23 protein-coding genes are annotated in these 25,655 nt (G+C 38.4%); 6 read left to right on the top strand and 17 right to left on the bottom strand.

The genetic code is table 11. From position 1 onward, the window contains the following. Positions 1–99 precede the first annotated feature (99 nt). Positions 100–1,179, top strand: a complete 1,080-nt coding sequence (locus ZA05_RS11410; RefSeq protein ID WP_053991809.1) for a serine hydrolase — start codon at positions 100–102, stop codon at positions 1,177–1,179. On the opposite strand, the gene ZA05_RS11405 is transcribed toward ZA05_RS11410, so the two are convergent. The 15 genes from ZA05_RS11405 to recR all read right to left on the bottom strand — a co-directional run bounded on the left by ZA05_RS11405 (position 1,176) and on the right by recR (position 15,528). Next, the gene (locus tag ZA05_RS11405) at positions 1,176–2,822 is read right to left on the bottom strand and encodes an amidase family protein (protein ID WP_053991808.1); all 1,647 of its coding nucleotides are present in this window, start codon (positions 2,820–2,822) and stop codon (positions 1,176–1,178) included. The genes ZA05_RS11410 and ZA05_RS11405 overlap by 4 nt on opposite strands. 84 nt (positions 2,823–2,906) lie before the next feature. After that, positions 2,907–3,863, bottom strand: coding sequence for a signal recognition particle-docking protein FtsY (gene ftsY / locus ZA05_RS11400; protein ID WP_053977454.1), 957 nt, complete (start codon positions 3,861–3,863; stop codon positions 2,907–2,909). Between the two features lie 167 nt (positions 3,864–4,030). Continuing rightward, positions 4,031–4,183 carry a DUF4295 domain-containing protein gene (locus ZA05_RS18070; RefSeq protein ID WP_076663445.1) on the bottom strand — a complete coding sequence of 51 codons (153 nt, stop codon included), beginning with the start codon at positions 4,181–4,183 and terminating at the stop codon, positions 4,031–4,033. 9 nt (positions 4,184–4,192) lie between these two features. Continuing rightward, on the bottom strand, positions 4,193–4,375 hold the full coding sequence (gene rpmG, locus ZA05_RS11395; RefSeq protein WP_031444791.1) for a 50S ribosomal protein L33: 183 nt from the start codon (positions 4,373–4,375) through the stop codon (positions 4,193–4,195). Between the two features lie 26 nt (positions 4,376–4,401). Further along, positions 4,402–4,638, bottom strand: a complete 237-nt coding sequence (rpmB, locus tag ZA05_RS11390; protein WP_053977453.1) for a 50S ribosomal protein L28 — start codon at positions 4,636–4,638, stop codon at positions 4,402–4,404. 88 nt (positions 4,639–4,726) lie between these two features. Next, positions 4,727–5,977, bottom strand: a complete 1,251-nt coding sequence (locus ZA05_RS11385) for a competence/damage-inducible protein A (RefSeq protein WP_053991807.1) — start codon at positions 5,975–5,977, stop codon at positions 4,727–4,729. Next, positions 5,977–6,318: a hypothetical protein gene (locus ZA05_RS11380; RefSeq protein ID WP_053977451.1), complete on the bottom strand. Its 342-nt coding sequence runs from the start codon at positions 6,316–6,318 to the stop codon at positions 5,977–5,979. The genes ZA05_RS11385 and ZA05_RS11380 overlap by 1 nt, the downstream gene beginning before the upstream one ends. Beyond that, positions 6,319–6,930, bottom strand: a complete 612-nt coding sequence (locus tag ZA05_RS11375) for a fumarylacetoacetate hydrolase family protein (protein ID WP_053991806.1) — start codon at positions 6,928–6,930, stop codon at positions 6,319–6,321. A gap of 29 nt (positions 6,931–6,959) precedes the next feature. Beyond that, a complete protein-coding gene (locus ZA05_RS11370; RefSeq protein ID WP_053991805.1) occupies positions 6,960–7,736 on the bottom strand; it encodes a 3'-5' exonuclease in 777 nt (258 codons plus the stop codon). Between the two features lie 84 nt (positions 7,737–7,820). Beyond that, complete coding sequence (nadB, locus tag ZA05_RS11365; RefSeq protein WP_053991804.1) at positions 7,821–9,374, bottom strand: L-aspartate oxidase; 1,554 nt, start codon at positions 9,372–9,374, stop codon at positions 7,821–7,823. A 25-nt stretch (positions 9,375–9,399) separates the two neighbouring features. Beyond that, the gene (nadA, locus tag ZA05_RS11360; RefSeq protein ID WP_053991803.1) at positions 9,400–10,338 is read right to left on the bottom strand and encodes a quinolinate synthase NadA; all 939 of its coding nucleotides are present in this window, start codon (positions 10,336–10,338) and stop codon (positions 9,400–9,402) included. A gap of 47 nt (positions 10,339–10,385) precedes the next feature. After that, positions 10,386–12,197, bottom strand: coding sequence for a hypothetical protein (locus tag ZA05_RS11355; RefSeq protein WP_053991802.1), 1,812 nt, complete (start codon positions 12,195–12,197; stop codon positions 10,386–10,388). A 172-nt stretch (positions 12,198–12,369) separates the two neighbouring features. After that, positions 12,370–13,713 carry a dihydrolipoamide acetyltransferase family protein gene (locus ZA05_RS11350; RefSeq protein WP_053991801.1) on the bottom strand — a complete coding sequence of 448 codons (1,344 nt, stop codon included), beginning with the start codon at positions 13,711–13,713 and terminating at the stop codon, positions 12,370–12,372. Positions 13,714–13,799: 86 nt separating this feature from the next. Beyond that, positions 13,800–14,900, bottom strand: a complete 1,101-nt coding sequence (locus ZA05_RS11345) for a glycosyltransferase family 2 protein (protein WP_053991800.1) — start codon at positions 14,898–14,900, stop codon at positions 13,800–13,802. Positions 14,901–14,910: 10 nt separating this feature from the next. Continuing rightward, positions 14,911–15,528 (bottom strand): recombination mediator RecR, encoded by a 618-nt coding sequence (gene recR, locus ZA05_RS11340; RefSeq protein ID WP_053991799.1) that lies wholly within the window; start codon positions 15,526–15,528, stop codon positions 14,911–14,913. A gap of 126 nt (positions 15,529–15,654) precedes the next feature. Here recR and ZA05_RS11335 point away from each other — a divergent pair, with 126 nt between their 5' ends. Further along, positions 15,655–17,103 carry a sodium:solute symporter gene (locus ZA05_RS11335; RefSeq protein WP_053991798.1) on the top strand — a complete coding sequence of 483 codons (1,449 nt, stop codon included), beginning with the start codon at positions 15,655–15,657 and terminating at the stop codon, positions 17,101–17,103. On the opposite strand, the gene ZA05_RS11330 is transcribed toward ZA05_RS11335, so the two are convergent. Beyond that, complete coding sequence (locus ZA05_RS11330; RefSeq protein WP_053991797.1) at positions 17,074–17,436, bottom strand: CoA-binding protein; 363 nt, start codon at positions 17,434–17,436, stop codon at positions 17,074–17,076. The genes ZA05_RS11335 and ZA05_RS11330 overlap by 30 nt on opposite strands. Before the next feature lie 97 nt (positions 17,437–17,533). On the opposite strand from ZA05_RS11330, the gene ZA05_RS11325 reads away from it, so the two are divergent. After that, entirely contained in the window at positions 17,534–19,921 is a 2,388-nt protein-coding gene (locus tag ZA05_RS11325; protein WP_053991796.1) for a TonB-dependent receptor domain-containing protein, read from the top strand. A 644-nt stretch (positions 19,922–20,565) separates the two neighbouring features. Here ZA05_RS11325 and ZA05_RS11320 read toward each other — a convergent pair. After that, positions 20,566–21,576 (bottom strand): 3-oxoacyl-ACP synthase III family protein, encoded by a 1,011-nt coding sequence (locus tag ZA05_RS11320; RefSeq protein WP_053991795.1) that lies wholly within the window; start codon positions 21,574–21,576, stop codon positions 20,566–20,568. 236 nt (positions 21,577–21,812) lie between these two features. Between ZA05_RS11320 and htpG the strand changes: the two genes are divergently transcribed. The 3 genes from htpG to ZA05_RS11305 all read left to right on the top strand — a co-directional run bounded on the left by htpG (position 21,813) and on the right by ZA05_RS11305 (position 25,591). Beyond that, on the top strand, positions 21,813–23,720 hold the full coding sequence (htpG, locus tag ZA05_RS11315) for a molecular chaperone HtpG (protein ID WP_053991794.1): 1,908 nt from the start codon (positions 21,813–21,815) through the stop codon (positions 23,718–23,720). A gap of 173 nt (positions 23,721–23,893) precedes the next feature. Beyond that, a complete protein-coding gene (locus tag ZA05_RS11310; RefSeq protein ID WP_053991793.1) occupies positions 23,894–24,574 on the top strand; it encodes a carboxypeptidase-like regulatory domain-containing protein in 681 nt (226 codons plus the stop codon). A gap of 15 nt (positions 24,575–24,589) precedes the next feature. Further along, on the top strand, positions 24,590–25,591 hold the full coding sequence (locus tag ZA05_RS11305) for a transglutaminase domain-containing protein (protein WP_053991792.1): 1,002 nt from the start codon (positions 24,590–24,592) through the stop codon (positions 25,589–25,591). Positions 25,592–25,655: the final 64 nt, after the last annotated feature.

Here is a 25,655-nt window from a genome sequence, read left to right as displayed (position 1 = left end):
AGATACGTAATGCTTAACGATTTACCGTATGACATTAACAAATTAGAATGACTATGGAAAGCTTTCGTATCTTTAGAACACTAAAAACATCCCAAGACCATGAAACCTACTTACTTTACTGTACTCGTTTTATTAATTTTCGCACTATCCGGATGCTCAAAAGATGACCAAACTGATAACTCCCCCATAACTTCCGAAATCTATTTTCCTCCTGTGAATTCCAACAATTGGGAAACTGTTTCGCCTTCGGAATTAGATTGGAATGAGAGTGAACTCCAACCTTTATTGGACTATTTGGAAACCAAGAACACCAAAAGTTTTATGATCCTTTATAATGGTAAAATTGTCGTTGAAGACTATTTTAATGGGCATTCTTCCTCTTCCTTATGGTATTGGGCAAGTGCAGGAAAAACATTAACATCAACAGTTACTGGAATTGCGCAAGATGAAGGCCTCATCAACATTCAATCCAAGGTTTCTGATTATTTGGGAGAAGGTTGGACTTCTGCCCCATTGGAAAAAGAAAATTTAATCACCTGTAAAAACCTATTGTCGATGGATTCTGGATTGGACGACAGCTTAGGCGATGATGTTTCCCCTGAAAATTTGCAATATCTAGCCGATGCCGGCACTCGATGGGCCTACCATAATGTATATGTTAAAATGCAGGATGTTATTGCAGAAGCTAGTGCCTTAAGCTGGGACAGCTACTTTGAAACGAAATTGGCTTCTAAAATAGGTATGTCTGCAAATGGCACTTGGACCAATCTTGGGGACCTTAGTGTGTATTTCAGCAACACCCGAAGCATGGCTCGCTTTGGCCTGCTTATTTACGCTAACGGTAAGTGGGAAGATAACACCATTGTCTCTGAAGAATTTTTAAATCAAGCAACCAACACATCGCAAAGTATCAATGAAGCTTACGGCTATTTATGGTGGTTAAATGGCAAATCCTCTTTTCACTTGCCACAAACCCAATATGAATTTAACGGGTCATTAATCCCAAATGCGCCATCTGACATGTTTGCTGCATTGGGGAAAAACGATCAGAAAATTTACATCTCGTCCGATGAAAAATTGGTCGTGATTAGGATGGGAGAAGCCGCCGACGGAGAAAATTTTGCCCTCTCCAATTTCGACAACGAGCTTTGGGAATACATCAATGCATTCATCAATTAATTATAACCTTTAGGCATTTCTCTTTGTTTCGTGGCCTGTTCATAGGCCATGGCCCATTGTAATAATTGTATTTCGCTAAAAGGTTTTGAGATAAAAGTTAGCCCTTTGGCTTCTCCTTTATCTGCAGTATACCCCATCGGTACCGTAATCGCAGGGTATTCGGCAACCGCGGCAAATCCTGCATGGAAATTATTAATAGACAAAACGGCATCTAGTTGATACTTTTGCATTGGAGTGTCCAAAAACAATTTTCCATTTGTTTTAAGGGTCGATTTGATGTTTTCCAAGTCCTTCTCAGTCCCGTTGTCAGCTACAATGCCTTCAAACAGCTTTTGTCCATAAGGCATTCTATTGATGGAATCTTCCCTATTAAACACAATAACATCTTCTACCGAGGTTACCTTAACATTATTATCTGCGTAATGTTTCAAATACGTTGGTAAATCCTTTTTCATATCAAGATTAAGCAACCTTATAAAATCTGGGAGTTGAATTTCCTGTGCTTCTATTTCTACAATTTCGGCTCCAAGATTCTCCAAATCGTGTAAGGCTTTGGAGTATAAAGGGTCTTCTTTTAGACTTGCGAAACATCCAAACTTTTCCCCTTGTAAATCGATAGGTTCAAAATTATCTAAATCAAAAGTCTCTTTTAAAATACCATCAGTTGCTTTGAAGTCGTCCATATCTTTTCCTAACATGGCATGAAATAAAATAGCATTATCTATAACATTCTTGGTCATAGGGCCCGGTGTATCTAAAGTTGACGAAATAGGTACAATTCCACTTCTGCCCAACAAACCAATCGTTGGCTTCAACCCTACATTGGAATTTTGACTTGAAGGTGACAAAATAGAACCTGAGGTTTCACTGCCAACTGCTGCCACACAAAAATTGGCAGCCACTGCCACCCCACTACCAGAACTAGAACCACCGGTATCCAGAACTTTTCTTCCATAAGGGTTTAAGGTTTGACCTCCAATGGCACTATACCCACTCGGGCAATCGCCGCAAAAGAAATAGGCCCATTCGCTTAAATTGGTCTTTCCTAATATCAATGCTCCATTGGCCTTTAATTTCTTTACAATAAAAGCATCTTCTGTGAAATTGTCTTTTAAAGCAACAGCCCCCGCTGTGGTAGGCATACCGGAGGCATCAATGTTATCCTTCAATAAAATAGGCATTCCAAAAATGGGATGCTTCAGGCCATTTGTTTTTATAAGTTCATCACACTTTCGTGCTTCTTCTATCACTTTTGGGTTTAAGGCAATGACAGAATTTAAAGAGTTCGGATTGGCTCTGTCATATTTTCTAATGCGATAAAGGTAAAATTTGGTCAGTAATTCATAGGACAATTTTCCCTCTTGCACATATTTCTGTAAGCTTGGAATATCCTGCTCCAAAACAAGCGGCTTCAAATTATTATAGTCGGTTTCTGAAAAGGAAGCCAATTCAGCATTGAAAGGTTCCCATAACTGTTCGACATCCATATATTTTGAATCCAAAACCTTGAACTCGGTGAATTCTTTGGTAGATATATCACTGATATCTGTAGAATCAGATTTTGATTGTATAGGACTTTGGGAATTATGCTGTTTACAGGAAGAAAACAGTAGCAACAATAGAGTGAAAGCCAAGAATCTCATGGTTAGTATTTTTACTAAAAATACTAAAAAAATAAAGCTCACCGATTAAGGTAAGCTTATTGTATCATTTATATGGTTGTGGAATTAGTTTTTGAAGAAAGAATCCACAAATTCAAATTTATTGAACACCTGAAGATCTTCAATCCCTTCACCAACTCCAATATATTTCACCGGAATTTTAAATTGATCTGAAATACCAATCACAACGCCACCTTTAGCCGTACCATCCAATTTAGTAACCGCCAATGACGTTACTTCAGTGGCTGCTGTGAATTGTTTTGCCTGTTCAAAAGCATTTTGACCCGTAGAACCATCCAACACCAACAACACATCATGCGGCGCATCTTCCACCACTTTCTGCATCACACGTTTCACTTTGGTAAGCTCGTTCATCAAATTCACCTTATTATGCAAACGTCCAGCTGTATCGATAATCACCACATCGGCATCTGAAGTCACTGCACTTTGCAACGTATCAAAAGCCACAGAAGCTGGATCACTTCCCATGGATTGTTTGATGATAGGTACGTCTACGCGATCAGCCCAAACCTGCAATTGGTCTATTGCCGCAGCCCTAAAGGTATCTGCCGCCCCAAGTACCACTTTCAATCCTTGTTGCTTGAACTGGTGTGCCAACTTCCCAATAGTCGTCGTTTTTCCAACACCATTTACACCCACCACCATCATAACATAAGGCTTTTTATTGGAGGGCACCGTGAATTCAGTCGCGTTACCGGCATCAATTTCCGATAACAACCCCGCAATTTCTTCACGAAGAATTTTATTGAGTTCGGAAGTTCCCAAATATTTGTCACGTGCCACACGCTCTTCGATGCGCTCAATAATTTTTAAGGTAGTATCCACCCCGACATCACTGGTCACCAAAATTTCCTCTAGGTTGTCCAATACCTCATCATCCACTTTTGACTTTCCAGCTACAGCCTTATTCAGCTTTGTGAAGAATGATGTTTTGGATTTTTCCAACCCTTTGTCTAGGGTTTCCTTTTTTTCCGAAGAAAATATTTTCTTAAAAAAACTCATGTTTAATTGGTGTTAGTTTTGGCCTTTCAAAAAGCCAAAAAGCACTTTACAAATTCCCTGCCTTAAACTGCAATCTGCAATTTTGGCAGAAAAACCTATCAAATATAGATATAAAAAAACTGCTTTCAAATGAAAGCAGTTACAATTAAATTATGAACAAATATAATTTATTTTTTGTTTAAAAAGTCGTTCACTAATTCTGGAGCCATAACAGATTCTACGAACATGTAAGCACCACTCTTAGGAGACTTCACCATCTTGATGGCTTTTGTTAATCTTTTAGATCCTGTTTGTAAAGTTGCTACTGATTTCTTTGCCATGATTCCTAATTATTTAATTTCTTTATGAACTGTCATACGCTTCAAGATTGGATTAAATTTCTTAATCTCCATTCTATCTGGCGTGTTTTTCTTATTCTTGGTAGTGATGTAACGTGAAGTTCCTGGCATCCCAGACTCCTTGTGCTCTGTACACTCCAATATAACCTGAATTCTATTACCTTTCTTTGCCATTGTACGTGCCTTTAACTGTTATGCTATTATTTTAAAAATCCTTTAGATTTTGCTTCTTTGATTGCAGCAGAGATACCAATTTTATTGATAGTCTTCAACGCAGAGGTAGAAACTTTTAGAGTTACCCATTTATCTTCTTCAGGAATATAAAAGCGTTTTTTGATCAAATTTGCATCAAATTTACGCTTAGTCTTATTCATAGCGTGAGATACGTTGTTTCCAACCATCGCTTTTTTTCCAGTAAGTTCACAAACTCTTGACATTCTTTCTAACTTTAAATTATGTTATTTCAAAACAGGCTGCAAATTTAAAAAAAAGATTATATATCAACAAACTTAATTCGCTTCTTTTTCAAATCTTTTTTAAAATTTCTTTTTGAAGCATTTCAAAAGCCTTGTTGGCCGCCTTGTTTATCACCTTTACGCGGTGGTTCCCAAAGTTAAATTCTTCACTATACACGCCACTTTTAGAGGCAATTGCAATAAATACCACGCCTACTTCCTCATCTGTATCATCTGTGGTAGGCCCTGCATTACCTGTGGTCGCTATGGCATAATCACTATTGAACATTTTCAAGGCTGCCGTCGCCATAGCTTCAGCCACTTGGGCACTTACCACGGAAAATTGATCAATAAGGGCTTCTGAAATGTGCAGTACATTCATCTTAGCTTCCTTAGTATAACTTACCACACTTCCCTTAAAATATTTGGAAGCACCAGGGTGTGAGGTAAAGCTCTCTGCAATTTTCCCACCCGTACAGCTTTCGGCAGTGGCAAGTGTTTTACCCATAAGGGTCAGTTGCCTTCCTATAATAGCCTCTAGGGATTCATCCTCTTCAAATCCTACAAAAATATCTTCTATCTGAGGCAAAAGGGAATTTACTTGTCTATCTATTTCAGCTTCCACAACTTCCCTATCCATTCCTTTTCCGGTTAAGCGTAAACGCACTTTTCCCAAATTGGGCAAATAGGCCAACTTGATAAACTTTGGCAGATTGTCCTCCCAATCTTCTATACGGGCAGCCAAATTGCTTTCGCCCATGCCATAGGTTAGAATGGTTTTATGTTTGATATATGGGAATTTAAATGCCTTTTGGAGTTTAGGAATGACCTCATTTTCAATCAAAGCTTCCATTTCAAACGGCACCCCAGGTAATGAAATAAATACTTTCCCATTCCTTTCCATCCACATGCCTGGAGCAGTTCCGTTAACATTCATCAAAACCTGTGCTTTTGAAGGCACCAAAGCCTGATCGATATTAACCTGCACCAAAGGTTTCTTGATATAATGCTCCCAAAGGTATTTGATATGTGCCAACACCTCTTGGTTCTGCACTAGCGTATCGTTAAAATATTCTGCGATGGTTTTCTTGGTGATATCGTCTTTGGTGGGTCCCAAACCTCCAGTAATTATAATGATATCGGCATTGTCTTCAGCCTCCTTAAACGCCTTTAGAATATGCTCCTTATCATCCTGAACAGAAGTGATCTGATACACAGAGACCCCAATTTTATTTAGGGCCTTACTGATAAATGCTGAATTTGTATCTACAATTTGACCTATGAGTATCTCATCGCCAATTGTAATGATTTCGGCTTGCATTATAGGTTATAATCCTTTTTTAATTCTTCGGATGCATTTTCTATGGCTGTTAGCACAAGGTCCAATTTATCCGAAACGTCTTCTTCTTTCTTCTCAAATTTCCCCCAATCCTGAACCACGATCAAATCTTCCAAAACACCAAGTTCGAAAAGATCTATGGTTGGTTTCATTTTATGGGCCGCTTGATAGGTATTAAAATAATCCTTCTCCGCTACGGCTTCTTTTAATCTTGCCGCATCTTCGGGTACTTCTTCCAAGAAAGCTGCCACCAAAGCCACGATAAAATCCTCGTCGTTATCGGCCAACTCTCTTACTCTATATAATTTATAATGCTGTTCCATTTATTTTACAGTTATTGAAAACAAAGGGGTCCCTTCTATAGCCCCAACCAATTTGTCATTTGCATTTACTTTACCCACTCCTGCAGGCGTTCCCGTAAAGATAATATCTCCTATCTTTAAAGTGAAATATTTTGAGACATATTCGATGATTTCATCAATTTTCCAAAGCATCAAATTGGTATTCCCTTGTTGCACAAGCTCATCGTTTTTCTCCAAAGTAAAGTTAATGTTGTTCACATCTTCAAAATTACTTTTCGGCAACCAATTACCAATTACGGCAGCTCCATCAAAAGATTTTGCCTTTTCCCAAGGAAGTCCTTTAACCTTTAACTTTGCTTGAAGATCTCTTGCCGTAAAATCGATTCCTAAACCAATTTGATCATAATATTTATGGGCAAATTTCTTATCGATATATTTCCCAACCTTATTGATTCGCACCAAAACTTCCACTTCGTGGTGTACATCGTTTGAAAAATCTGGGATAAAAAACGGTTGTTTCTTTAACAAGATAGCCGTATCGGGCTTCAAAAACACTACAGGCTCCTCGGGTCTTTCATTTTCAAGCTCCGCGATGTGCTCTGTGTAATTTCTACCTATGCAGATAAGTTTCATAGTCCTAAAACAATTAGCAATACAACTAATTAGTCCAATTTATTATTAAACGCTCTCAATTTAATGGCGGTCAGCACCTTTTTGGTGTACAAAGGAAAATCGGCATTCAACAACCAACCAAAATATCCCGGTTCATCATTCAATACATCCTGAACACGCTTCCCCTTGTGCTTTCCAAAGGTAAAGCATTCCTCTTCCTCTTTATTGAAAGCTATAAAGCCTGCAAAGTCGGCAAATTTCTTTCTAGAGCTGAATTCCGCCAAAAACTTGGCATCATTTTCCAACTCCTCATACTTCGCCACCTGAGCCTTCAATACTTCGTAAGTGGCATTGGTATCGGCCTCGGCACTATGTGCTCCGTCCAAATTCTTGTTACAGTAGAATTGGTAGGCCGCCGACAAGGTACGCTGTTCCATTTTGTGATAAATGGTTTGCACATCAATGGCAACTCGGCTTTTCATATCAAAATCCATTTCGGCACGGAGCATTTCCTCTGCCAATAAAGGAATATCAAATCTATTGGAGTTAAAGCCTCCCAAATCGGAATCCTTAATAATATTATGAATCTCTTTTGCCAATTCCTTAAATGTAGGCTTGTCTGCGACATCTTCATCAGACACACCATGGATTGCAGTTACTTCTGGCGGAATAGGCATTTCTGGATTTACCAACCAAGTATTGCTTTCTTCCTTTCCGTCTGGATATACCTTTAAAATGGAAATTTCAACAATTCTATCCTTTGAAATATTTACTCCGGTGGTTTCCAGATCAAAAAAGCAAATCGGTTTTGTAAGATTAAGATTCATTTTTATCAAATTTTGGGCTAAGATAACGAGAATAAAAAAAGCCTTAAACTAAATTAAGGCTTTTTTATAAGGTCAGATTGAAACCTACACATTATCAATATTAAAATATCCACCCTTGTTTTCGGTGCGTTCCAACGACTGGCTCACGATTAAATGTGCCACATTAATCATATTCCGAAGTTCACAAAGCGAGGTCGTAATTTTTGATGCCTTATAAAAATCCTCCACTTCCCTATGGATGAGATCCAAGCGTTTTTTAGCTCTTTCCAAGCGCTCATTACTTCTTACAATCCCCACATAATTGTGCATCAATGCCTGTAACTCTTTTAAGTTATGCTGAATTAAAACATGCTCTTTGGTGATGCTTGTGCCTTTGTCATCCCAATCTGGAATGTCAACATTAGCAAGCACACTTTCATGTGCTTCGTGATATTTGAAAATGTTATGCGCATACACCAAGGCTTCCAACAAGGAATTTGAAGCCAATCGATTAGCACCATGCAGACCTGTGCTGGAACATTCCCCACAGGCAAACAAATTGTCAATAGTGGTTTTTCCCAATTTATCCACCTGAATGCCTCCACACAGGTAATGTGATGCCGGCACCACTGGAATCCAACCGGTTTTTATGTCAATATGACTGTCCAAACACTTTTGGTAGATATTAGGAAAATGCTTGACAAAACCGTCAAAATCCAAATGAGTGCAATCCAAAAACACATGGGATTCCCCCGATTTTTTTAACTCGCTATCGATGCTTTGCGAGACAATGTCCCTTGAGGCCAATTCGGCACGCTCGTCATACTTCAACATAAAACGTTCGCCTTCCTTGTTTCTTAGGTAAGCCCCAAAGCCACGAACAGCTTCCGATATCAAAAAAGAAGACTCCCCTTTGGCACCATACAATGCCGTTGGGTGAAACTGCACAAACTCCATATCCTTAATGCGTGCCTTAGCACGGTAGGCCATGGCAATGCCATCACCTGTAGCAATAATAGGATTGGTGGTATGGCCATACACATACCCAATACCTCCCGAAGCCAACAAGGTACTATTCGCTTTTATGGTTGAAATCTCCCCTGTTTTTTGATTGAACACATAAGCACCATAGCATTTCAGCTCTTCTGGGTCTGCTCCTCCTATATGGTGATTGGTAATTAAATCTATCGCAAAATGATGCGGTAAAATAGAAATATTGGATAATTGATGTGCACGCTTTAACAAGGCGCGCTCAATTTCATAGCCTGTTATATCCTTATGGTGTACCACTCGATATTCGGAATGCCCTCCTTCCTTACCCAAGTCGAATTTTCCTTTGGCATCCAAATCAAAATTGGCGCCCCAAAGCAACAATTCTTCCATGCGCTTCGGACCTTCCTCGACAACCATCTTAACTACATCTTCCTCACAGAGTCCATCACCAGCAATTAAAGTATCCTTAATATGCTTTTTAAATGAATCTTTCTGTTTATCCAACACAATGGCAACTCCTCCTTGGGCATACTTGGTATTGGATTCTTCTTCATTGGCTTTGGTTACAATAATAACATTCCTATCAGGAAACTTCTCAGCAATCTTCACGGAAAAAGTCAATCCTGCAATTCCAGAACCAACCACCAAATAATCTGCGGTAATCATAATTTCACTCGAGATTAAACAACATTTATTTAGACAATTCCAACATGCTCTCTATAGGCTGCAATGCACGTTCAATAATATGCTCAGGGACTTCAATTTGTGGCGACTCGTTCAACAAACAATCATACAATTTTTGCATTGTATTCATTTTCATGAAATGGCATTCGCTACAAGCACAGGTATTATCTTCCAAGGCTGGTGCTGGAATCAACTTTGCTGTTGGAATTTCCTCTTGCATTTTATGAAGAATCCCAACTTCAGTAGCCACAATAAATTTTTCATTTGGATGCTCCTTCACGAAATTAATCATCCCAGCAGTGGACCCGATATAAGTGGCCGTATCCAAAATGTGCGTCTCCGATTCTGGATGTGCAATAATTTTATAGTCCGGATGCTTTTTATGTAGCTCGATCAACTTATCCATCGAAAAAGCCTCGTGTACCACACAACTACCATCCCAAAGCAACAAATCCCTTCCTGTTTCCTTCATGATATAGCGACCAAGATTCTTATCGGGCGCAAAAATAATGGGCGTTTCCTTGGGGATAGACTCCACTATTTTCAAAGCATTTGAAGACGTACAAACAATGTCACTCAAGGCCTTAATTTCCGCGGAACAGTTAACATAAGTAATCACCACATGGTTAGGATGCTGCTTAATAAAGGCGTCAAAACTTTCAGGCGGACAAGAATCGGCTAAGGAACACCCCGCATTTAAATCTGGCAATACCACTGTTTTGTTTGGGTTTAATATTTTGGCTGTTTCCGCCATAAAATGCACCCCGGCAAACACAATAATATCGGCATCTGTCTCGGCGGCTTTTTGGGACAATCCCAAACTGTCCCCTACATAATCGGCTATATCCTGTATTTCTGGCACCTGATAATAATGCGCCAAGATTACTGCATTCTTTTCCTTTTTCAGGCGCTTTATCTCTTTCACTAAATCTATTGTCTCACTCATAACTTCACCATTTTCATTCACAAATTTCAAATCAACAGATCATCTCACTAATTTTTAACCTCAACATTGGCAATTTCCAACTGCAAATTGTTCAAAAGCAGCTCTCCTTGGCTGAGCATATTAAAAATTTCGTTCTTGCTGTCCTCAAAATTATGTTTCAGTTCCAAAAAGAAATTGTTGTAATAGGTTATTCCTGACTTTAAATTCTCTGCAAACGTTGCCAAATATTTCTGTTCCTTTTTGGTCATTTCCACTTTAGCCGTTTCCAACTTATTTTTCAGGTAATCGATATAGATATACAATTCCTTAATGAACATGTTTGGACGATCAGTTCTAGAAATTACATTGTCACGTCCGTAGATATGATCCACCATTGTTTTCAAACTCATCACTTTGGAATAATAAGCCATATTTGGCCCTGGGCAAATGGAAACACCTTCCCCTTCCTTCTTTGTATCTAAATTATATTTCAACAAGGCCGAAGTTCCCAAACCTACACAAGTGCATGACTTTTCGGTAATCTTGTTCAATTCCAATTGATAAGCTTCTTTTGAAAGATTTTGAGCATCCAAGGCTTTAATTTTGAAATGCTGATACTCCCGAGACGCCGTACACACCCCTGTTTCCTTGAATTCCTTGTTCAAGGCCACATATTTTTTAGGACAGGAACTGCCCGGTCTTCCTTTATCAATTAAAGCATCACGCTCTAAATCTTTGGTGTTTTCCTTAAGATTATTGAAAGGCACTCCTAGCGGAGAAATATCACTTAAATACAAATCCTTTTCTTGTGCGGAAGCCAATTTCTCCAAAGTCTTTTCATCTACGGTTGTTGCTTCCGGAACCAATAAAAATGGACTTCCCCATCCTACAGAATCCAATTGATAGGCATCCAACAACAACTCGTGTTCCTCGTGAGTTCCCACTCCACCTTGAGCCGTAATTTTTATTTGCAAAGGTTCCTTTGAAATTGCTCTGTTTTGAGCCTCCAATTCCTTGTTCAAAACTTCTTCAATAGACACTCTCAGTTCATCGCGTTTCTCCTTGAACTCCGCCAATACTGGCCCCAACAAATACCCGTCAGTGGCAAAGGCATGACCTCCACAGTTCAATCCAGATTCAATTCGGTATTCAGATACCCAAAGTCCTTTTTTGGCCAAGAATTTCCCTTGAATCAATGCCGAACGGTAATCGCTTACCTTTAAAATGATTCGCTTTTTAAAAGTCCCTTCTGAAGTTGGATAAAAATCATCAAACTCACTCATATAGGCGTACAAGCGAGGATTCATCCCTGCCGAAAGCACCACAGAACCATTCAAGTTACTATTGGCAAAACCACGCAAGGCGGCATGTGCATCATTATAGGCTACAGGGAGTTTTTCATCTTTGTTGTAATTGTCCTTATCAACCTTGGTCATGATGTTCACATCAATACTTCCCTTTACCAAATGTTGGTTTAACCAAGACTTTAGCTCCGATAGTCCTTCGCCTTTTTCTGTTAGCTTTTTAAACTCTTCTCTAAGAAGAGCATTGGAAGGCAGCATATCTAGATAGGCCTTAAAACTTTCTCCCGTGTCAAGAGCTGCTTGCTTCACAGCTTCTATTTTTTGATCGACTACTTCATTTATCAAGTTAAGGTATGAGGTAATGCGCTTTGCCCGAAAATCGTCCACCTTATTGGTAATTTCCTGATAAGGCAACTCTAATGTTTCGCTATACATTTTTCGTAATTTCTCAATAAGCATGTCGTCTACCAGAGAAATCACCGAATCAATGCCATATTGCGCTACCTTCAAAGGTGAATCGATTGTAAAGCCAATCCCCATAACCGGAATATGAAATGAATGCGCTTTGTTATTCATTCTATGTTGTTTTTAAAATTGCAAACCTCAAATGTATCGATTTGAACTTGCAAGAATTATGATAAATGTCATATAAGGATGCTTGCATGCGACTGCATTTTTACGTAGAATTAGGGCACAAAAAAAGCCTTAACTGAAAAGTTAAGACTTTATATATCATAGGCTTTAAGGATTAAATATCTCTATTGATGTCCCAAGCTTCCAAATAATCTTTAACGGCTTTTACAAATTGTCCACCAAGCGCACCATTCACTACTCTATGGTCATAAGAATGTGACAAGAACATTCTGTAACGGATACCAATGAAATCCCCTTCTGGAGTTTCCACTACCGCAGGCACTTTTCTAATAGCACCCAAGGCCAAAATCCCAACTTGCGGCTGATTGATAATCGGAGTTCCCATAATGCTTCCAAATGTTCCCACATTGGTCACCGTGTAAGTTCCTCCTTGGATTTCATCGGGTTTTAGTTTATTTACTCTAGCTCTATTAGCCAAGTCGTTCACCTTTTTGGTCATTCCTACCAAGTTCAGCTGATCGGCATCCTTGATTACTGGTACAATTAGGTTACCATCTGGCAAGGCTGCCGCCATCCCTAAATTGATATGCTTTTTCTTGATGATTTTATCTCCTTGAACCGAAATGTTCATCATTGGGAAATCTTTAAGCGCCTTGGCTATGGCTTCCATAAAGATTGGAGTAAAGGTCAAGTTTTCACCTTCTCGTTTTGCGAAACCGTCTTTAACTTTTTTACGCCAGTTCCAGATATTGGTAACATCGGCTTCTATAAAACTTTGTACGTGAGCAGAAGTCTGTACCGATTCCACCATATGGTGTGCAATCAATTTCCCCATACGGCTCATTTCGATGATCTCGTCCTCACCACTAGCCACAACAGGAGCTGCTGCTGGCTTGGCTTGCTGCGTTCCATTTACTTGAGGAACCTCAACTTTAGCTGGTTGTGGTGCCGCTACCGCATCCTGAACTGGTTGGCTACCTCTGTTTTCAAGGTAAGCCAAAATATCATTTTTGGTCACACGACCTTCTTTTCCTGTTCCTGAGATTTTATCAAGTTCAGCTTGGCTGATACCTTCTTCCTTGGCGATGTTTCTCACCAATGGCGAATAAAATCTACCCTCTGTAGATACTACAGGCGCTACAGCTTCTTGCGCAGCCTGTACCGTTTCCGCTACTTGGGCCACAGCAGCTGGTTCTGCTTCAACTTCCTCCTTCACCGGTTCTGCCTGTGGCGCAGCTTGAGTATCTGCAACATCGGCATCCGTCTCAATAATAGCTATTGTTTGCCCTACTTGAACTACATCATCTACATTGAATAGCTTTTCAACCAAAACGCCATCAACCTCACTAGGCACTTCACTATCTACCTTGTCTGTAGCAATTTCCAAAACCGCTTCATCCATCTCGATAGTATCTCCTACCTCTTTTAACCATGATGTTATTGTTGCTTCCGCAACACTTTCCCCCATCTTCGGGAGCTTTAATTCAAATTTTGCCATATCTATAATGAAAAGATCTGTTTTTATTTTTCGTCTGCAAAATTAATAAAAAATCAATGTGTTCTTTAAGATTTTTTCAATTAATTCTATTCTAACAAAATCACTTTTCCTCTATTTTTTGAGCTGTTACTTCCGAGGATAAAGGTAGAGTTTTTTGAAAGAATTTTAAATTTTGCGTTTCTATTTATTTGATTGTCGCACATATACTGAATGATTTTTTTAAAACTCAATATGTTAGCGTCAAATATTATTTCAGTGTGCGGTTTCACTTGCTGTATCTCATCAACGACGGAAACTTTTTTGTTCAGTGCTTTCTCCAAGCCTTCTGCCATTGTATCCGAAACCAATATGTAGTGATTTACCTTTGGATTGCCAGGTTTAGGTTCTCTACTGGCCACATAAGCCATCCGAATTCCAAACCAAACAGCCAAGTTGAACAAGATGTTCTTTTTAAAATGTTTCTTGTAGAAAATTTGCATGGCACCGTAAAATCGGCGAGCGTAAACGGCATCTTTTAAGGTGCTTTCTCCTTTATAATGAATTGCCGTTATGGTTCCGTTATAATAGTTATCATAGCCAGCCTCAAGAACTTTATAAGATAAGTCTACATCTTCACCATACATAAAATAGTCCTCATCAAACCCTTGTACTTCGTTATAAACTTCTCTTTTAATCAACATAAAAGCTCCAACAAACACAGGGATTTTGCCTACCTCATGTTCTCCCAATTGATTAGCATAGTATTCCTTTGTAAATCCTGTCACCTTTTTTAAAGAGACATAAGGCGTTGGAATGTTGCGTTTACTTTCGGGCAGAAAATGGCCGGTACCGTCCACCAATCTACACCCTAAAATCCCGACATTTTCCTTAGCATCTGCAAAAGCCAACAATTGTACAAATACATCTTCTGGCAATACCGTATCTGGATTTAAAATACACAGATATTCCCCTTTTGCACTACGAACCGCTTGATTGTTTCCTTTGGAAAAACCGACGTTATCCTTATTTTCTATTAAAATAACTTCGGGAAACAGTGTCTTGACCATTTCACAACTATCATCGGCAGAATGATTGTCAACAACAATAATTTCCGACTCGATTAATTTAGTAGCTTCAACGACACTTCTTAGGCAAAGCTCCAAAAAATAACGAACGTTATAATTTAATATGACAACGGATAATTTCACGAAAAAGAAACTAGGACTTTAAGGACACCTCAAAAGGAATTCTGTTGATGATACTTCTCCCTAAGGTAATCTCATCGGTATACTCGAGTTCATTACCAACCGAGATGCCTCGGGCAATGGTAGAGGTTACAATATTGAAGTCCTGAATTTGTTTGTAAATATAAAAATTGGTTGTGTCGCCTTCCATCGTAGAGCCTAACGCAAAAATAAGTTCCTTTATTTTGCCCTGCTTTACTTTTTCTACAAGCGATTCAATATTGAGATCGTTTGGACCAACACCATCCATGGGGGAAATCTTGCCTCCCAGCACATGGTACAAGCCTTTAAAGGAACTGGTATTTTCTATAGCCATGACATCCCTAATATCTTCCACAACACAAACTACATCTTCCATTCTATTTGGGTTGGAACAAATTTCACAAAGTTCTGTATCGCTAATGTTATGGCAACTTTTACAGAATTTAATTTCATTGCGCATGGTACTCAATGCTTCTGACAGTAGTTGGGTGCGTTCCTGAGGCTGCCCCAACAAATGCAGGACCAATCTTAAGGCCGTACGCTTGCCAACCCCAGGCAACTGGGACATTTCATTAACTGCTTTTTCCAGAAGTTTTGAAGAAAATTCCATGCTGCGAATTTACTATAATTTACGGACTATTTAATTATGGGGTTCTTATTAAATTACTTATTATTGTCTATCATAACAATTGAAAAGTAACATTCTGATTTTTAAAATCATCCTAAATTCTCCCCTATGACCCCGGTTACCATTGCGCTTTTAATTCTAGGTTATTTTGTAGTATTAATCCTTATTTCATTTTTCACTGGAAAGGAAGACAGCAATGAAGCTTTTTTTAAAGCCAATAAATCGGCGCCATGGTATTTGGTAGCTTTTGGAATGATTGGCGCTTCGTTATCCGGTGTCACCTTTATCTCTGTGCCTGGAGCGGTAGAAACCAAACAATTTGGGTATTTACAGGTGGTGTTCGGCTACTTTTTTGGCTATTTGGCCATTGCCTATATTCTATTACCTATTTATTACAAATTGAACCTCACCTCCATTTACACCTATTTAAAAACCCGCTTTGGAATTATAAGCTACAAAACAGGTTCGGTGGCTTTTTTGGTTTCCAGGACGGTTGGTGCTGCCTTTAGATTGTTTTTGGTAGCCAAAGTGCTTCAGTTACTTATTTTTAATGAATTCGGCATTCCTTTCGCCGTTACCGTGGTAATTACCATAGCCCTAATTTGGCTGTATACCTTTAAAGGCGGTATTAAAACCATCATATTTACGGATACACTGCAGACCTTTTTCATGTTGGTTTCCGTAGTGGTGACCATTACTTTTTTAGCTTCTGCTTTAGATCTTCACGGTTTTACTGATGTGTATACAACCGTAAGCGAAAGCTCCTTGAGCAAGACGTTTTTCTTTGAAGACATTAATGATCCACAGTATTTTTTCAAAAGCTTTTTAGCGGGAATGTTCATAACCATCACTATGACAGGATTGGACCAAGACATGATGCAAAAAAACCTAACTTGTAAAAACCTGAAGGAAGCCCAAAAAAATATGATTTCCTTTAGTATTGTGTTGATTTTTGTAAATATTCTCTTCTTGGTTTTGGGACTTTTATTGACTCAGTATGCCCAACAATATGGTATTACTGCCAAAAAAGATGATTTGTTCCCAACCATTGCCATGCTTCCAGACATAGGCATCATGACTTCGGCATTCTTTTTATTGGGGCTTATTGCAGCCGCCTATTCCAGTGCCGATTCGGCCTTAACAGCCCTGACAACCTCTTTCTGTATTGATATTATTGAATTGGACAAAAAGCCACAGGAACAACAAAAAAAGACGAGAAAAAGAGTACATATAGCCACAAGTTTTGTGCTCATAATTGTTATCCTCATTTTTGATTTGCTCTTTAAGGATGTCTCTGTAATTTGGGAACTTTTTAAAGCGGCTGGTTATACATATGGTCCATTGTTAGGGCTGTTTGCCTTTGGGATCTACACCAAATTCCAGATCAAAGACAAATTAGTTTGGATTGTGGCCATAGTTGCTCCAATAGTTTCTTACCTATTGAACACCTATTCTGAAGAGCTGTTAGGTGGTTACCAAATAGGGTTTGAAATCTTAATCATCAATGGCCTATTGACATTTTTAGGATTAATATTGATTCGTAGTAAGCAAAACTAAAGTACAAGCCACTTCATAAGCAATGTTATTAGCTTCCAAAATTTGGTAAAACTCAGGATTTTCTGTCCCTGGGTTAAAAATAACACGATTCGGGTTCAGTGCAACTAGATATTCATAATAAGCCACTTGTCTTGATGGATTGAGATATAAGGTTACGGTATGGATATTTTTATATGCTATTAATTCATCATCAATTTCAACACTAGAAACCCTTCCCTGTTTCATTCCATAGGCAACCACTTCATAATCGTGTGCCAACAACCTAGCAATTGCAAAATTGGAATACCGAGAGGGCTTCAATGAGGCTCCAAAAACAAGGGTCTTCTTACTCATCTGTTAAAAAGCTGTTAAGGTCTGTTAATTTAAGTAACACAATATTATTGCTGGCGTCTATCTTCCAAACATTATCACGCTAACTTACATATTTTCGATGAAACACATTTTACTTTTTATGGCATTGTTATCAATGTACCCACTATGCGCAAAAACTGCATCCGAAACCGCAGTAAGAGATGGTTCGGTTACGGGAACAGTAATAGACGTAGCCTTAAACCAACCTTTACCCTACGTGAATATAATCATTAAAAATGATGCTGGAGAAACCATTACGGGTGGAATTACAGATGACCAAGGGTATTTCGAAATTAAAAATATCCCTGAAGGTAAAAATGTGATTACCATTCAATATATGGGTTATAAAACGGTATCTAAACCATTGGTTATTGGCAATGGAAATTACAAAATAGAACTGGGCAATATTCTGTTGGAAGAGGATATTGCTAGTTTGGACGAGGTAACTGTAGTAGCCGAAGTTTCCTCAATTCAACAAAAAGTAGACAGGAAAGTTATTACCATTGGCAAAGATTTAACGACCACTGGAGCCTCTGCTTCCGAAATCATGAACAACCTTCCCTCAGTAACCGTGGATAGTCAAAGCGGAGACATTAGCCTGCGCGGCAATGAAAATGTTCGCGTATTGGTGGATGGCAAACCTACCAATGTCCCTGCGGCACAATTGTTGAAACAAATTCCTTCCACATCTATTAAAAGTGTGGAATTGATCACGAACCCTTCAGCTAAGTACAATCCAGAAGGAATGAGTGGGATCATCAACATTATCCTTCATAAAAACGCCAATATAGGATTCAATGGAAACCTCAACGTTGGATTTGCAAAAGAAATTAGCCCGAATTTCAATAGTTCTTTAGATATGAACTACAGAAACGGCAAGCTCAATTTTTACGGAAATTACGGCAACAATATTGGCAAAAATAGAAGTGGCGGTAAAATAGACCGTTTTGATGACAACTCCGAACAACTCTTTCACAACTGGAGCAATAATAAATCCCATTTGTACAAATTGGGGGTTGATTATTATATAAATGACAATAATGTGTTTTCTGTGTACACCAACCAAAATATTTACAACGGAAAAAGAACCAGCAAGACAGACATTCTCTACCTTTCAGGGAATGTTCCAAATTTTGGTCAGAATTTCAACAATGAAAATGAAAACAATACGTCCTCATACAACGCAGCATTTAAACACGATTTCGAAAAGGAAGGCCACAATATTAGCCTAGAGGCCGACTATAGCACATTTGACAGTGACGAAACGGCCTTTTTTGATTTCACAGACAACTCATCTTCCTACATGGATTTGGTGAACAACAAAAGGAACAACACCTTGATTAATTTGGATTACGTCAATCCGCTTACCGAAACTTCTAAACTAGAGATTGGTGCCGAATACCGCATGAACAATGCAGACAATATTTATGACACTAGCAATGCCAATTTGTTTGATTCCAATTACGAGTACAACAGAAGTATCTATTCCTTTTACACGACCTACGGACAAACTTTTGACAAATGGTCCTACCAAGTAGGGGCCAGAATTGAACAATACGAGGTAGAAGCTATTTTTGATCAAGTTAGTCAGGAGACTGCCATTTTCAACGATGAGCAATTCAGTATCTATCCTTCCGCTTTTGTCACCTATAATACTTCTGAAAAAACAGCACTTCAATTTAGCTATAGCAGACGTGTTGACAGACCTGGATTGGGACAGATCAACCCTATTAGAGAGTGGAGCACACCAAGGATAACCTCCTTTGGAAATCCTGAGTTGAAACAGCAGTTCACCAATTCCTTTGAGTTAAACTTGACAAAAAACGTAAAGGGAGGAAATATTACGGCAGGAACTTTCTATAGAATTATCAATGACGAAATAAATAGAGCTGTTTATATTGATCCCGAGGATCCTACCGGCGACAGGGTAATTTTAACCTATGACAACTTTGATCGAAATACTGCATTTGGATTTGAAACTTCAAGCAACTACAGACCTACCAAATGGTGGAGCCTAAATGCCAGTGTGGAATATTACTTTAAAACTTTGAGGGGCGCTGTGGAACAGGAAAACTTGGAAATTAAAAACTCTAATTTCAATTTCCGTATGAACAACAACTTTAAAGCGACAAAAAGCTTGAGTTTCTCCCTTTTTGGCATGTATCGCGGCCAGGACAGAACGTTACAAGGTAAAAGAAAGCCCATGGTTTTGGTAAATACAGGACTCCGTTACAGTTTCTTGGAAGAAGACAGGGCTACTTTTAGTTTTAGTTACAACGATATATTCAACACTATGCGATTTGCCTTCGAAAATGACCGGCCATTTCCTGCGCAAGGAGAATTTAACTGGGAAAGCAACCAATGGCGCATTGGCCTATCATATAGATTTGGAGGCGGTAAATACAGAGCCATGAGCAGAAAACAAAGAGATAATAATGAAACCCAAGGAAGTGGTGGTTTTATGTAACATACACGGCATATTTAGTAACCCACACAATAGTTGATGGTTAGTGTTAATGTTTGGTTACTAAATAAGAAAACCCGAGGTTCTAAACCTCGGGTTTTCACTATTGTTAAAATAATGTTATTATTTTAATGATATGTTAATTTTTCTCCTTTCTGAGGGTATCTTTGCAATCGATTACTTCTGCATGTTTAAATTGATTTGAATTAGCCTTCATCAATTAAAAAACTCAAAAGAATAATCAACTTGAAAGACCTCATTTTTTTGGGGTCTTTTTTTCTTTCCAAAACTGTAACAAACAATTTTTTAAACCGTCTTTTTTATACACAGTTCCTCAACTGAGTTTAATTAATTTGAATTAGCCTTCATCAATTAAGATTCGTTGATTTGGTAAATGTTGGATTTTACAAACCCAGGTGCTTAGGCCCTGGGTTTTAGCTTAAATGTTAATTAACGTTAAAAGTGTTAATTAATGAAATAAAATTCAAATTTCAACGTCTATAGTGTAGTGATAAGTTTTAAAGTTAATCAACAGAAGTATTTTTATAGTTTTAGTGTTAGTAAGGTTGGTTAATAGCTGAAAAGCCCGTGATTCTCAGTCACGGGCTTTTTATTTTATGAATGGTCATTATGTTACTGAAAAGTGATTACCACTTAATAACCACACTTCCCCAAGTAAAGCCACTTCCAAAAGCGGCCAACACTACTAAATCACCTTCCTTAATTTTGTTTTGTTCCCAAGCTTCGGTTAACGCAATAGGAATGGAAGCCGCTGTCGTGTTTCCGTAACTTTGGATATTGTTGAACACCTGGTCGTCATTCAACTTAAATTTATTCTGGATGAACTGTGAAATTCTCAAATTGGCCTGATGCGGAATCAACATATCAATGTCGGAAACCTGCAGGTTGTTCTTCATCAATCCCTCCATAATCACTTCACTAAAACGAACTACCGCATTTTTGAATACAAACTGCCCGTTCATATGTGGCATATAACTAACATCGTCAGGGTCGTTGTCCCTTAAAATGTCACTTACCCAACGTTTTCCCATTCCAGGTGCAATTAAGCTCAACTCTTCGGCATGCTCACCTTCAGAATGTAAATGCGTAGATAAAACGCCTTTGGTTGGATCTTCTTCCCTACTCAACACAGCGGCTCCCGCTCCATCTCCAAAAATCACAGATACGCCTCTTCCTCTGGTGGTTTTATCCAAACCTCTTGAGTGTACCTCACTACCAATCACCAACACGTTTTTATACATCCCTGTTTTAATATATTGATCGGCGATGGAAATTCCATAAACAAATCCCGAACATTGGTTTCTAATATCCAAGGCTCCCACGGTTTTAATGCCCAAAGCTTTTTGAACGGCAACCCCAGGTCCAGGGAAATAATAATCGGGGCTTAAGGTGGCAAATACAATAAAATCGATATCGTTTTTGTCTATTCCGGCACGTTCTATGGCTATTTCTGCCGCCTTCACACCCATCGTGGATGTGGTATCTCCTGTTTTGTCTTCAACCCAACGACGTTCCTTAATACCTGTACGCTCTTGAATCCAGGCGTCGTTGGTATCCATCATTTTGGATAAATCGTCATTAGTTACCACATTATCGGGCACATAATGCCCTAGACCAACTATTTTTGAATTGTACATAAATCCTTATTATTTTAATCAAATCGAACTGCTTCACTGTCATTTTTGAAAAAATGACAAAAAACAAGGTGTAAATTTAATCATTATTCCATCTTTTTTAAACTAAACCCTTAAAAGATTTCTTCCACACAAAGGCATTATTTCCTATTCACAATGTCAGTTTGTCACCTTTTTGGTCTTGGTACTTTTTTTGTCCTGTTCCAAGAAAATTATAAATACATTAAAATTTAGATATCATGGCAAAAGGAAATATTAATGTTTCGGTTGAAAACATCTTTCCGTTGATCAAAAAATTCTTATACAGCGATCACGAAATCTTTTTACGCGAGTTAATCAGTAATGCGACGGACGCTACCCTAAAACTAAAGCACCTAGCCAATATTGGAGAGGCGAAAGTTGAATACGGCACCCCACAAATTGAAGTAAAAATTGATAAAGATGCCAAGAAACTTCACATTATAGACCAAGGTCTTGGTATGACTGCCGAGGAGGTTGAAAAGTACATTAACGAAGTGGCTTTTTCTGGTGCCGAAGAGTTTTTGGACAAGTACAAAGATTCTGCAAAAGATTCTGGAATCATCGGACATTTTGGTCTAGGGTTCTACTCTGCCTTTATGGTTGCTGATAAAGTGGAAATCATTACCAAATCTTTCAAAGATGAGCCAGCAGCACATTGGACTTGCGACGGATCGCCTCAATTTACAATGGAGCCTCATGACAAAGCCGAAAGAGGGACAGAAATCATTCTTCATATTGCAGACGATTCAACCGAATTCTTGGAAGAATCCAGAATTAAAGAGCTGTTGTTGAAATACAACAAGTTTATGCCTATTCCAATCAAATTTGGAACCAAGGAGGTAAACGATCCAGATTTCACGCCTAAAACAACTACCGATAAAGACGGAAAAGAAACTACAGAGCCTCACAAGCAAATTACTGTAGACAACATCATCAACAATCCAAATCCAGCTTGGACCAAGCAACCAACCGATTTGGAAGACCAGGATTATAAGGACTTCTATAGAGAATTGTATCCTATGCAATTTGAGGAGCCTTTATTCCACATCCATTTGAATGTTGACTATCCGTTCAACTTAACTGGGATTTTGTATTTCCCTAAAATGACCAACGATTTAAGCATTCAAAAGGATAAAATTCAATTGTACCAAAACCAAGTGTTTGTAACGGACAATGTAGAAGGTATCGTTCCTGAATTCTTAACGATGTTGAAAGGGGTTATCGATTCTCCAGACATTCCGTTGAACGTGTCTCGTAGTTATTTACAGGCAGACGGTGCGGTGAAAAAGATTTCATCATACATCACACGTAAGGTAGCGGACAAGCTGAAATCCTTGTTCAACAACAACCGTGAAGACTTCGAACAAAAATGGGATGACATCAAGATTGTAATTGAGTACGGAATGCTTTCTGAAGAAAAATTCTTTGAAAAAGCAGATGCATTCGCCCTATATCCAACTGTAGACGGTACGTATTACACTTACCAAGAATTGATTGACAAGATCAAAGATAACCAAACGGATAAGGACAATAAAACGGTGATTCTTTATGCTTCCAACAAAGACGAGCAACACAGTTATATTGAAAGCGCCAAAGCGAAAGGTTATGAGGTATTGTTGTTGGATTCTCCAATTGTGAGCCACTTGATGCAAAAGCTGGAAACCTCTAAGGAGAATATTTCATTCTCACGTGTAGATGCAGACCATATTGACAACTTGATCAAGAAGGAAGACACAAAAATCTCTAAACTATCTGAAGAGCAAAAAACTGCTTTGGACACCTTGTTGAAAGAGACGATTCCTTCAGAAAAATTCATGGTGCAATTGGAAGCCATGGATAGCGACGCTGCTCCTTTCATGATTACGCAACCAGAGTTTATGCGCCGTATGAAAGAGATGCAAGCTACTGGCGGTGGTATGTTTGGAATGGGCAATATGCCAGAAATGTACAATTTGGTGGTAAATACTAATGCTGAATTAGTAGGCCAAATTTTGGACACCGAAGCCAAAGATGAGCAAGAGCGTTTGATCAATCAAAGTTTAGATTTGGCAAGATTGTCACAAGGTCTTTTAAAAGGTGAAGAACTTACCAACTTCATCAAACGAAGCTACCAAATGATCAAATAGGTCATTTATAATATATCATTTGCAAATCCTCCCTGTGAAAAGGGAGGATTTTCATTTTATACCCTTTTCAAAAAACACCGTTTACTCAACAAACAATCCCATTTACTAAGTTCCCTTTTTAAAATCATGAATTGCCTAGTAGGTTTGAAGTATTAACTTTTAAATCTAACATCATGAACAAGCAATTCAACTTAAGCATTGAGACTCCATGTCAAGAGAACTACAATGAATTTTCTCCTACCTGCAAAGGCGGATTTTGCAACTCCTGTAAAACAGAAGTAGTAGACTTTACAGGAATGGACTCCCAAGAAATCACGGATTATTTCAAAAACAATGCAACTCAAAACGTTTGTGGCCGATTCAAAAGCTCGCAATTGACGGCCCACCAACCTACAATACCAATCAAGAGAACATCAAACTTTTTAAATGGATTGGCCTTTACATTTTTATCCTTATTTGCACTCAACTCTGCGCAATCACAAACCATACAGCCAAAAACAGCAACTACAGAAAATCCACCGTCCAAAATTCAGGATTCGTCGTTTCAAAAGACTTTTGTGGTAAAGGGAACTGTGTCTGATAATGAAGCCCCATTACCAGGAGTGAATGTTGTATTGCAAGGCACTTCCATAGGCACCAGCACCGATTTTGATGGCAATTTTGAATTCCCTATCAAACTAAAAAAAGGAGATGTTTTAGTGTTCAGTTACGTGGGCATGGAATCTCAGAAGTTGGTAATTACCAATGACCAAACAGCATCCAATGTCACTCTAAAGGTAAATATGTCAATGACTGAATGCATGATTTTAGGCAAAGTGGCCGTCAAAAAAGTGTATAAATCCAAAAGACGCTAACCCAATCTACTCTATATGAAATACCTCGTTGTTTTAATTTCAATTTTCTATATAAATAGCTCTAAAGCCCAACTATCGGATTTTGTCCATATCGATTTCACAAAGGCAGATAATACGGCCAAACTTCACCAAGGAGCAGATTTGAAAAACCTTGGTTTGCTTGCCCACCAACTAACAGCAAATCTTTCCACCGATGTTGAAAAATTTAGAGCTATTTACTTTTGGGTATGCCACAATATCAATGGAGACAGCAATCAACACAACAAAGTTGATAGAAAGCGTAAAAAAATGCATGGTGATAGCGCAGCTTATTCCATGTGGAATGAAGAGTACAAAAAAATTGCCTTTAAAAAGTTATTGAAGCACAAAAAAACTATGTGCACTGGCTATGCCTATCTGATTAAGGAACTTTGTTTTTTGGCCAATATTGATTGTAAAATTATTGATGGTTATGGCAGAACTGTTAACTCCAATGTTGAGGAACTGGAAATGACCAACCATTCTTGGAATGCTGTAAACCTAAACGGCAAATGGTATTTGTGTGATGCCACTTGGTCTAGTGGCTACACGATGGGCTATACTTTTGTAAAAGATTATAACGATGGGTACTTTTTAACCGACCCCATTTTGTTTGCAAAAAACCACTTTCCTGTTGACCAACAATGGGTATTGACAGACACCGTATCTAGAGAAGATTTCACCTCTTCTCCTATGGTTTACGGAGAAACATTTCAGCACCAAATACAATCGGTAACTCCAATTAATTTAAATACGTCCATAAAAAAAGAGGAAGACCTCAACTTCAGCTTTAAAAGCCCCAAGGAAATTTCAAACAACAATATTTCACTGGTCTATTTTACCAGCTCACAGGAACAGACTTTAAAAATTTACGACCTTAAAATCGAAAACGGGTACATTTCCTTTAAAACCAACTTTAACCACAAAGGAATTTATGACGTTCATCTAAAAATTGGCAAAGACATTGTAGCCACTTATACTATTGAGGTCACTAAGTAAAAAACCGGAAACAGCCAAACGTAAGAAATTGTATATCAACAAAAAAACTGTTATTTTTAATCTT

Source organism: Mangrovimonas sp. TPBH4, from assembly GCF_001280505.1.
GTDB lineage: Bacteria > Bacteroidota > Bacteroidia > Flavobacteriales > Flavobacteriaceae > Mangrovimonas_A.
This window is presented reverse-complemented; position numbering and strand designations above follow the sequence as displayed.

Coding starts and splice junctions, on each gene's coding strand:
- ZA05_RS11410 (WP_053991809.1), top strand. CDS start 100: ATGAAACCTACTTACTTTACTGTACTCGTTTTATTAATTTTCGCACTA.
- ZA05_RS11405 (WP_053991808.1), bottom strand. CDS start 2,822: ATGAGATTCTTGGCTTTCACTCTATTGTTGCTACTGTTTTCTTCCTGT.
- ftsY (WP_053977454.1), bottom strand. CDS start 3,863: ATGAGTTTTTTTAAGAAAATATTTTCTTCGGAAAAAAAGGAAACCCTA.
- ZA05_RS18070 (WP_076663445.1), bottom strand. CDS start 4,183: ATGGCAAAGAAATCAGTAGCAACTTTACAAACAGGATCTAAAAGATTA.
- rpmG (WP_031444791.1), bottom strand. CDS start 4,375: ATGGCAAAGAAAGGTAATAGAATTCAGGTTATATTGGAGTGTACAGAG.
- rpmB (WP_053977453.1), bottom strand. CDS start 4,638: ATGTCAAGAGTTTGTGAACTTACTGGAAAAAAAGCGATGGTTGGAAAC.
- ZA05_RS11385 (WP_053991807.1), bottom strand. CDS start 5,977: ATGCAAGCCGAAATCATTACAATTGGCGATGAGATACTCATAGGTCAA.
- ZA05_RS11380 (WP_053977451.1), bottom strand. CDS start 6,318: ATGGAACAGCATTATAAATTATATAGAGTAAGAGAGTTGGCCGATAAC.
- ZA05_RS11375 (WP_053991806.1), bottom strand. CDS start 6,930: ATGAAACTTATCTGCATAGGTAGAAATTACACAGAGCACATCGCGGAG.
- ZA05_RS11370 (WP_053991805.1), bottom strand. CDS start 7,736: ATGAATCTTAATCTTACAAAACCGATTTGCTTTTTTGATCTGGAAACC.
- nadB (WP_053991804.1), bottom strand. CDS start 9,374: ATGATTACCGCAGATTATTTGGTGGTTGGTTCTGGAATTGCAGGATTG.
- nadA (WP_053991803.1), bottom strand. CDS start 10,338: ATGAGTGAGACAATAGATTTAGTGAAAGAGATAAAGCGCCTGAAAAAG.
- ZA05_RS11355 (WP_053991802.1), bottom strand. CDS start 12,197: ATGAATAACAAAGCGCATTCATTTCATATTCCGGTTATGGGGATTGGC.
- ZA05_RS11350 (WP_053991801.1), bottom strand. CDS start 13,713: ATGGCAAAATTTGAATTAAAGCTCCCGAAGATGGGGGAAAGTGTTGCG.
- recR (WP_053991799.1), bottom strand. CDS start 15,528: ATGGAATTTTCTTCAAAACTTCTGGAAAAAGCAGTTAATGAAATGTCC.
- ZA05_RS11335 (WP_053991798.1), top strand. CDS start 15,655: ATGACCCCGGTTACCATTGCGCTTTTAATTCTAGGTTATTTTGTAGTA.
- ZA05_RS11330 (WP_053991797.1), bottom strand. CDS start 17,436: ATGAGTAAGAAGACCCTTGTTTTTGGAGCCTCATTGAAGCCCTCTCGG.
- ZA05_RS11325 (WP_053991796.1), top strand. CDS start 17,534: ATGAAACACATTTTACTTTTTATGGCATTGTTATCAATGTACCCACTA.
- ZA05_RS11320 (WP_053991795.1), bottom strand. CDS start 21,576: ATGTACAATTCAAAAATAGTTGGTCTAGGGCATTATGTGCCCGATAAT.
- htpG (WP_053991794.1), top strand. CDS start 21,813: ATGGCAAAAGGAAATATTAATGTTTCGGTTGAAAACATCTTTCCGTTG.
- ZA05_RS11310 (WP_053991793.1), top strand. CDS start 23,894: ATGAACAAGCAATTCAACTTAAGCATTGAGACTCCATGTCAAGAGAAC.
- ZA05_RS11305 (WP_053991792.1), top strand. CDS start 24,590: ATGAAATACCTCGTTGTTTTAATTTCAATTTTCTATATAAATAGCTCT.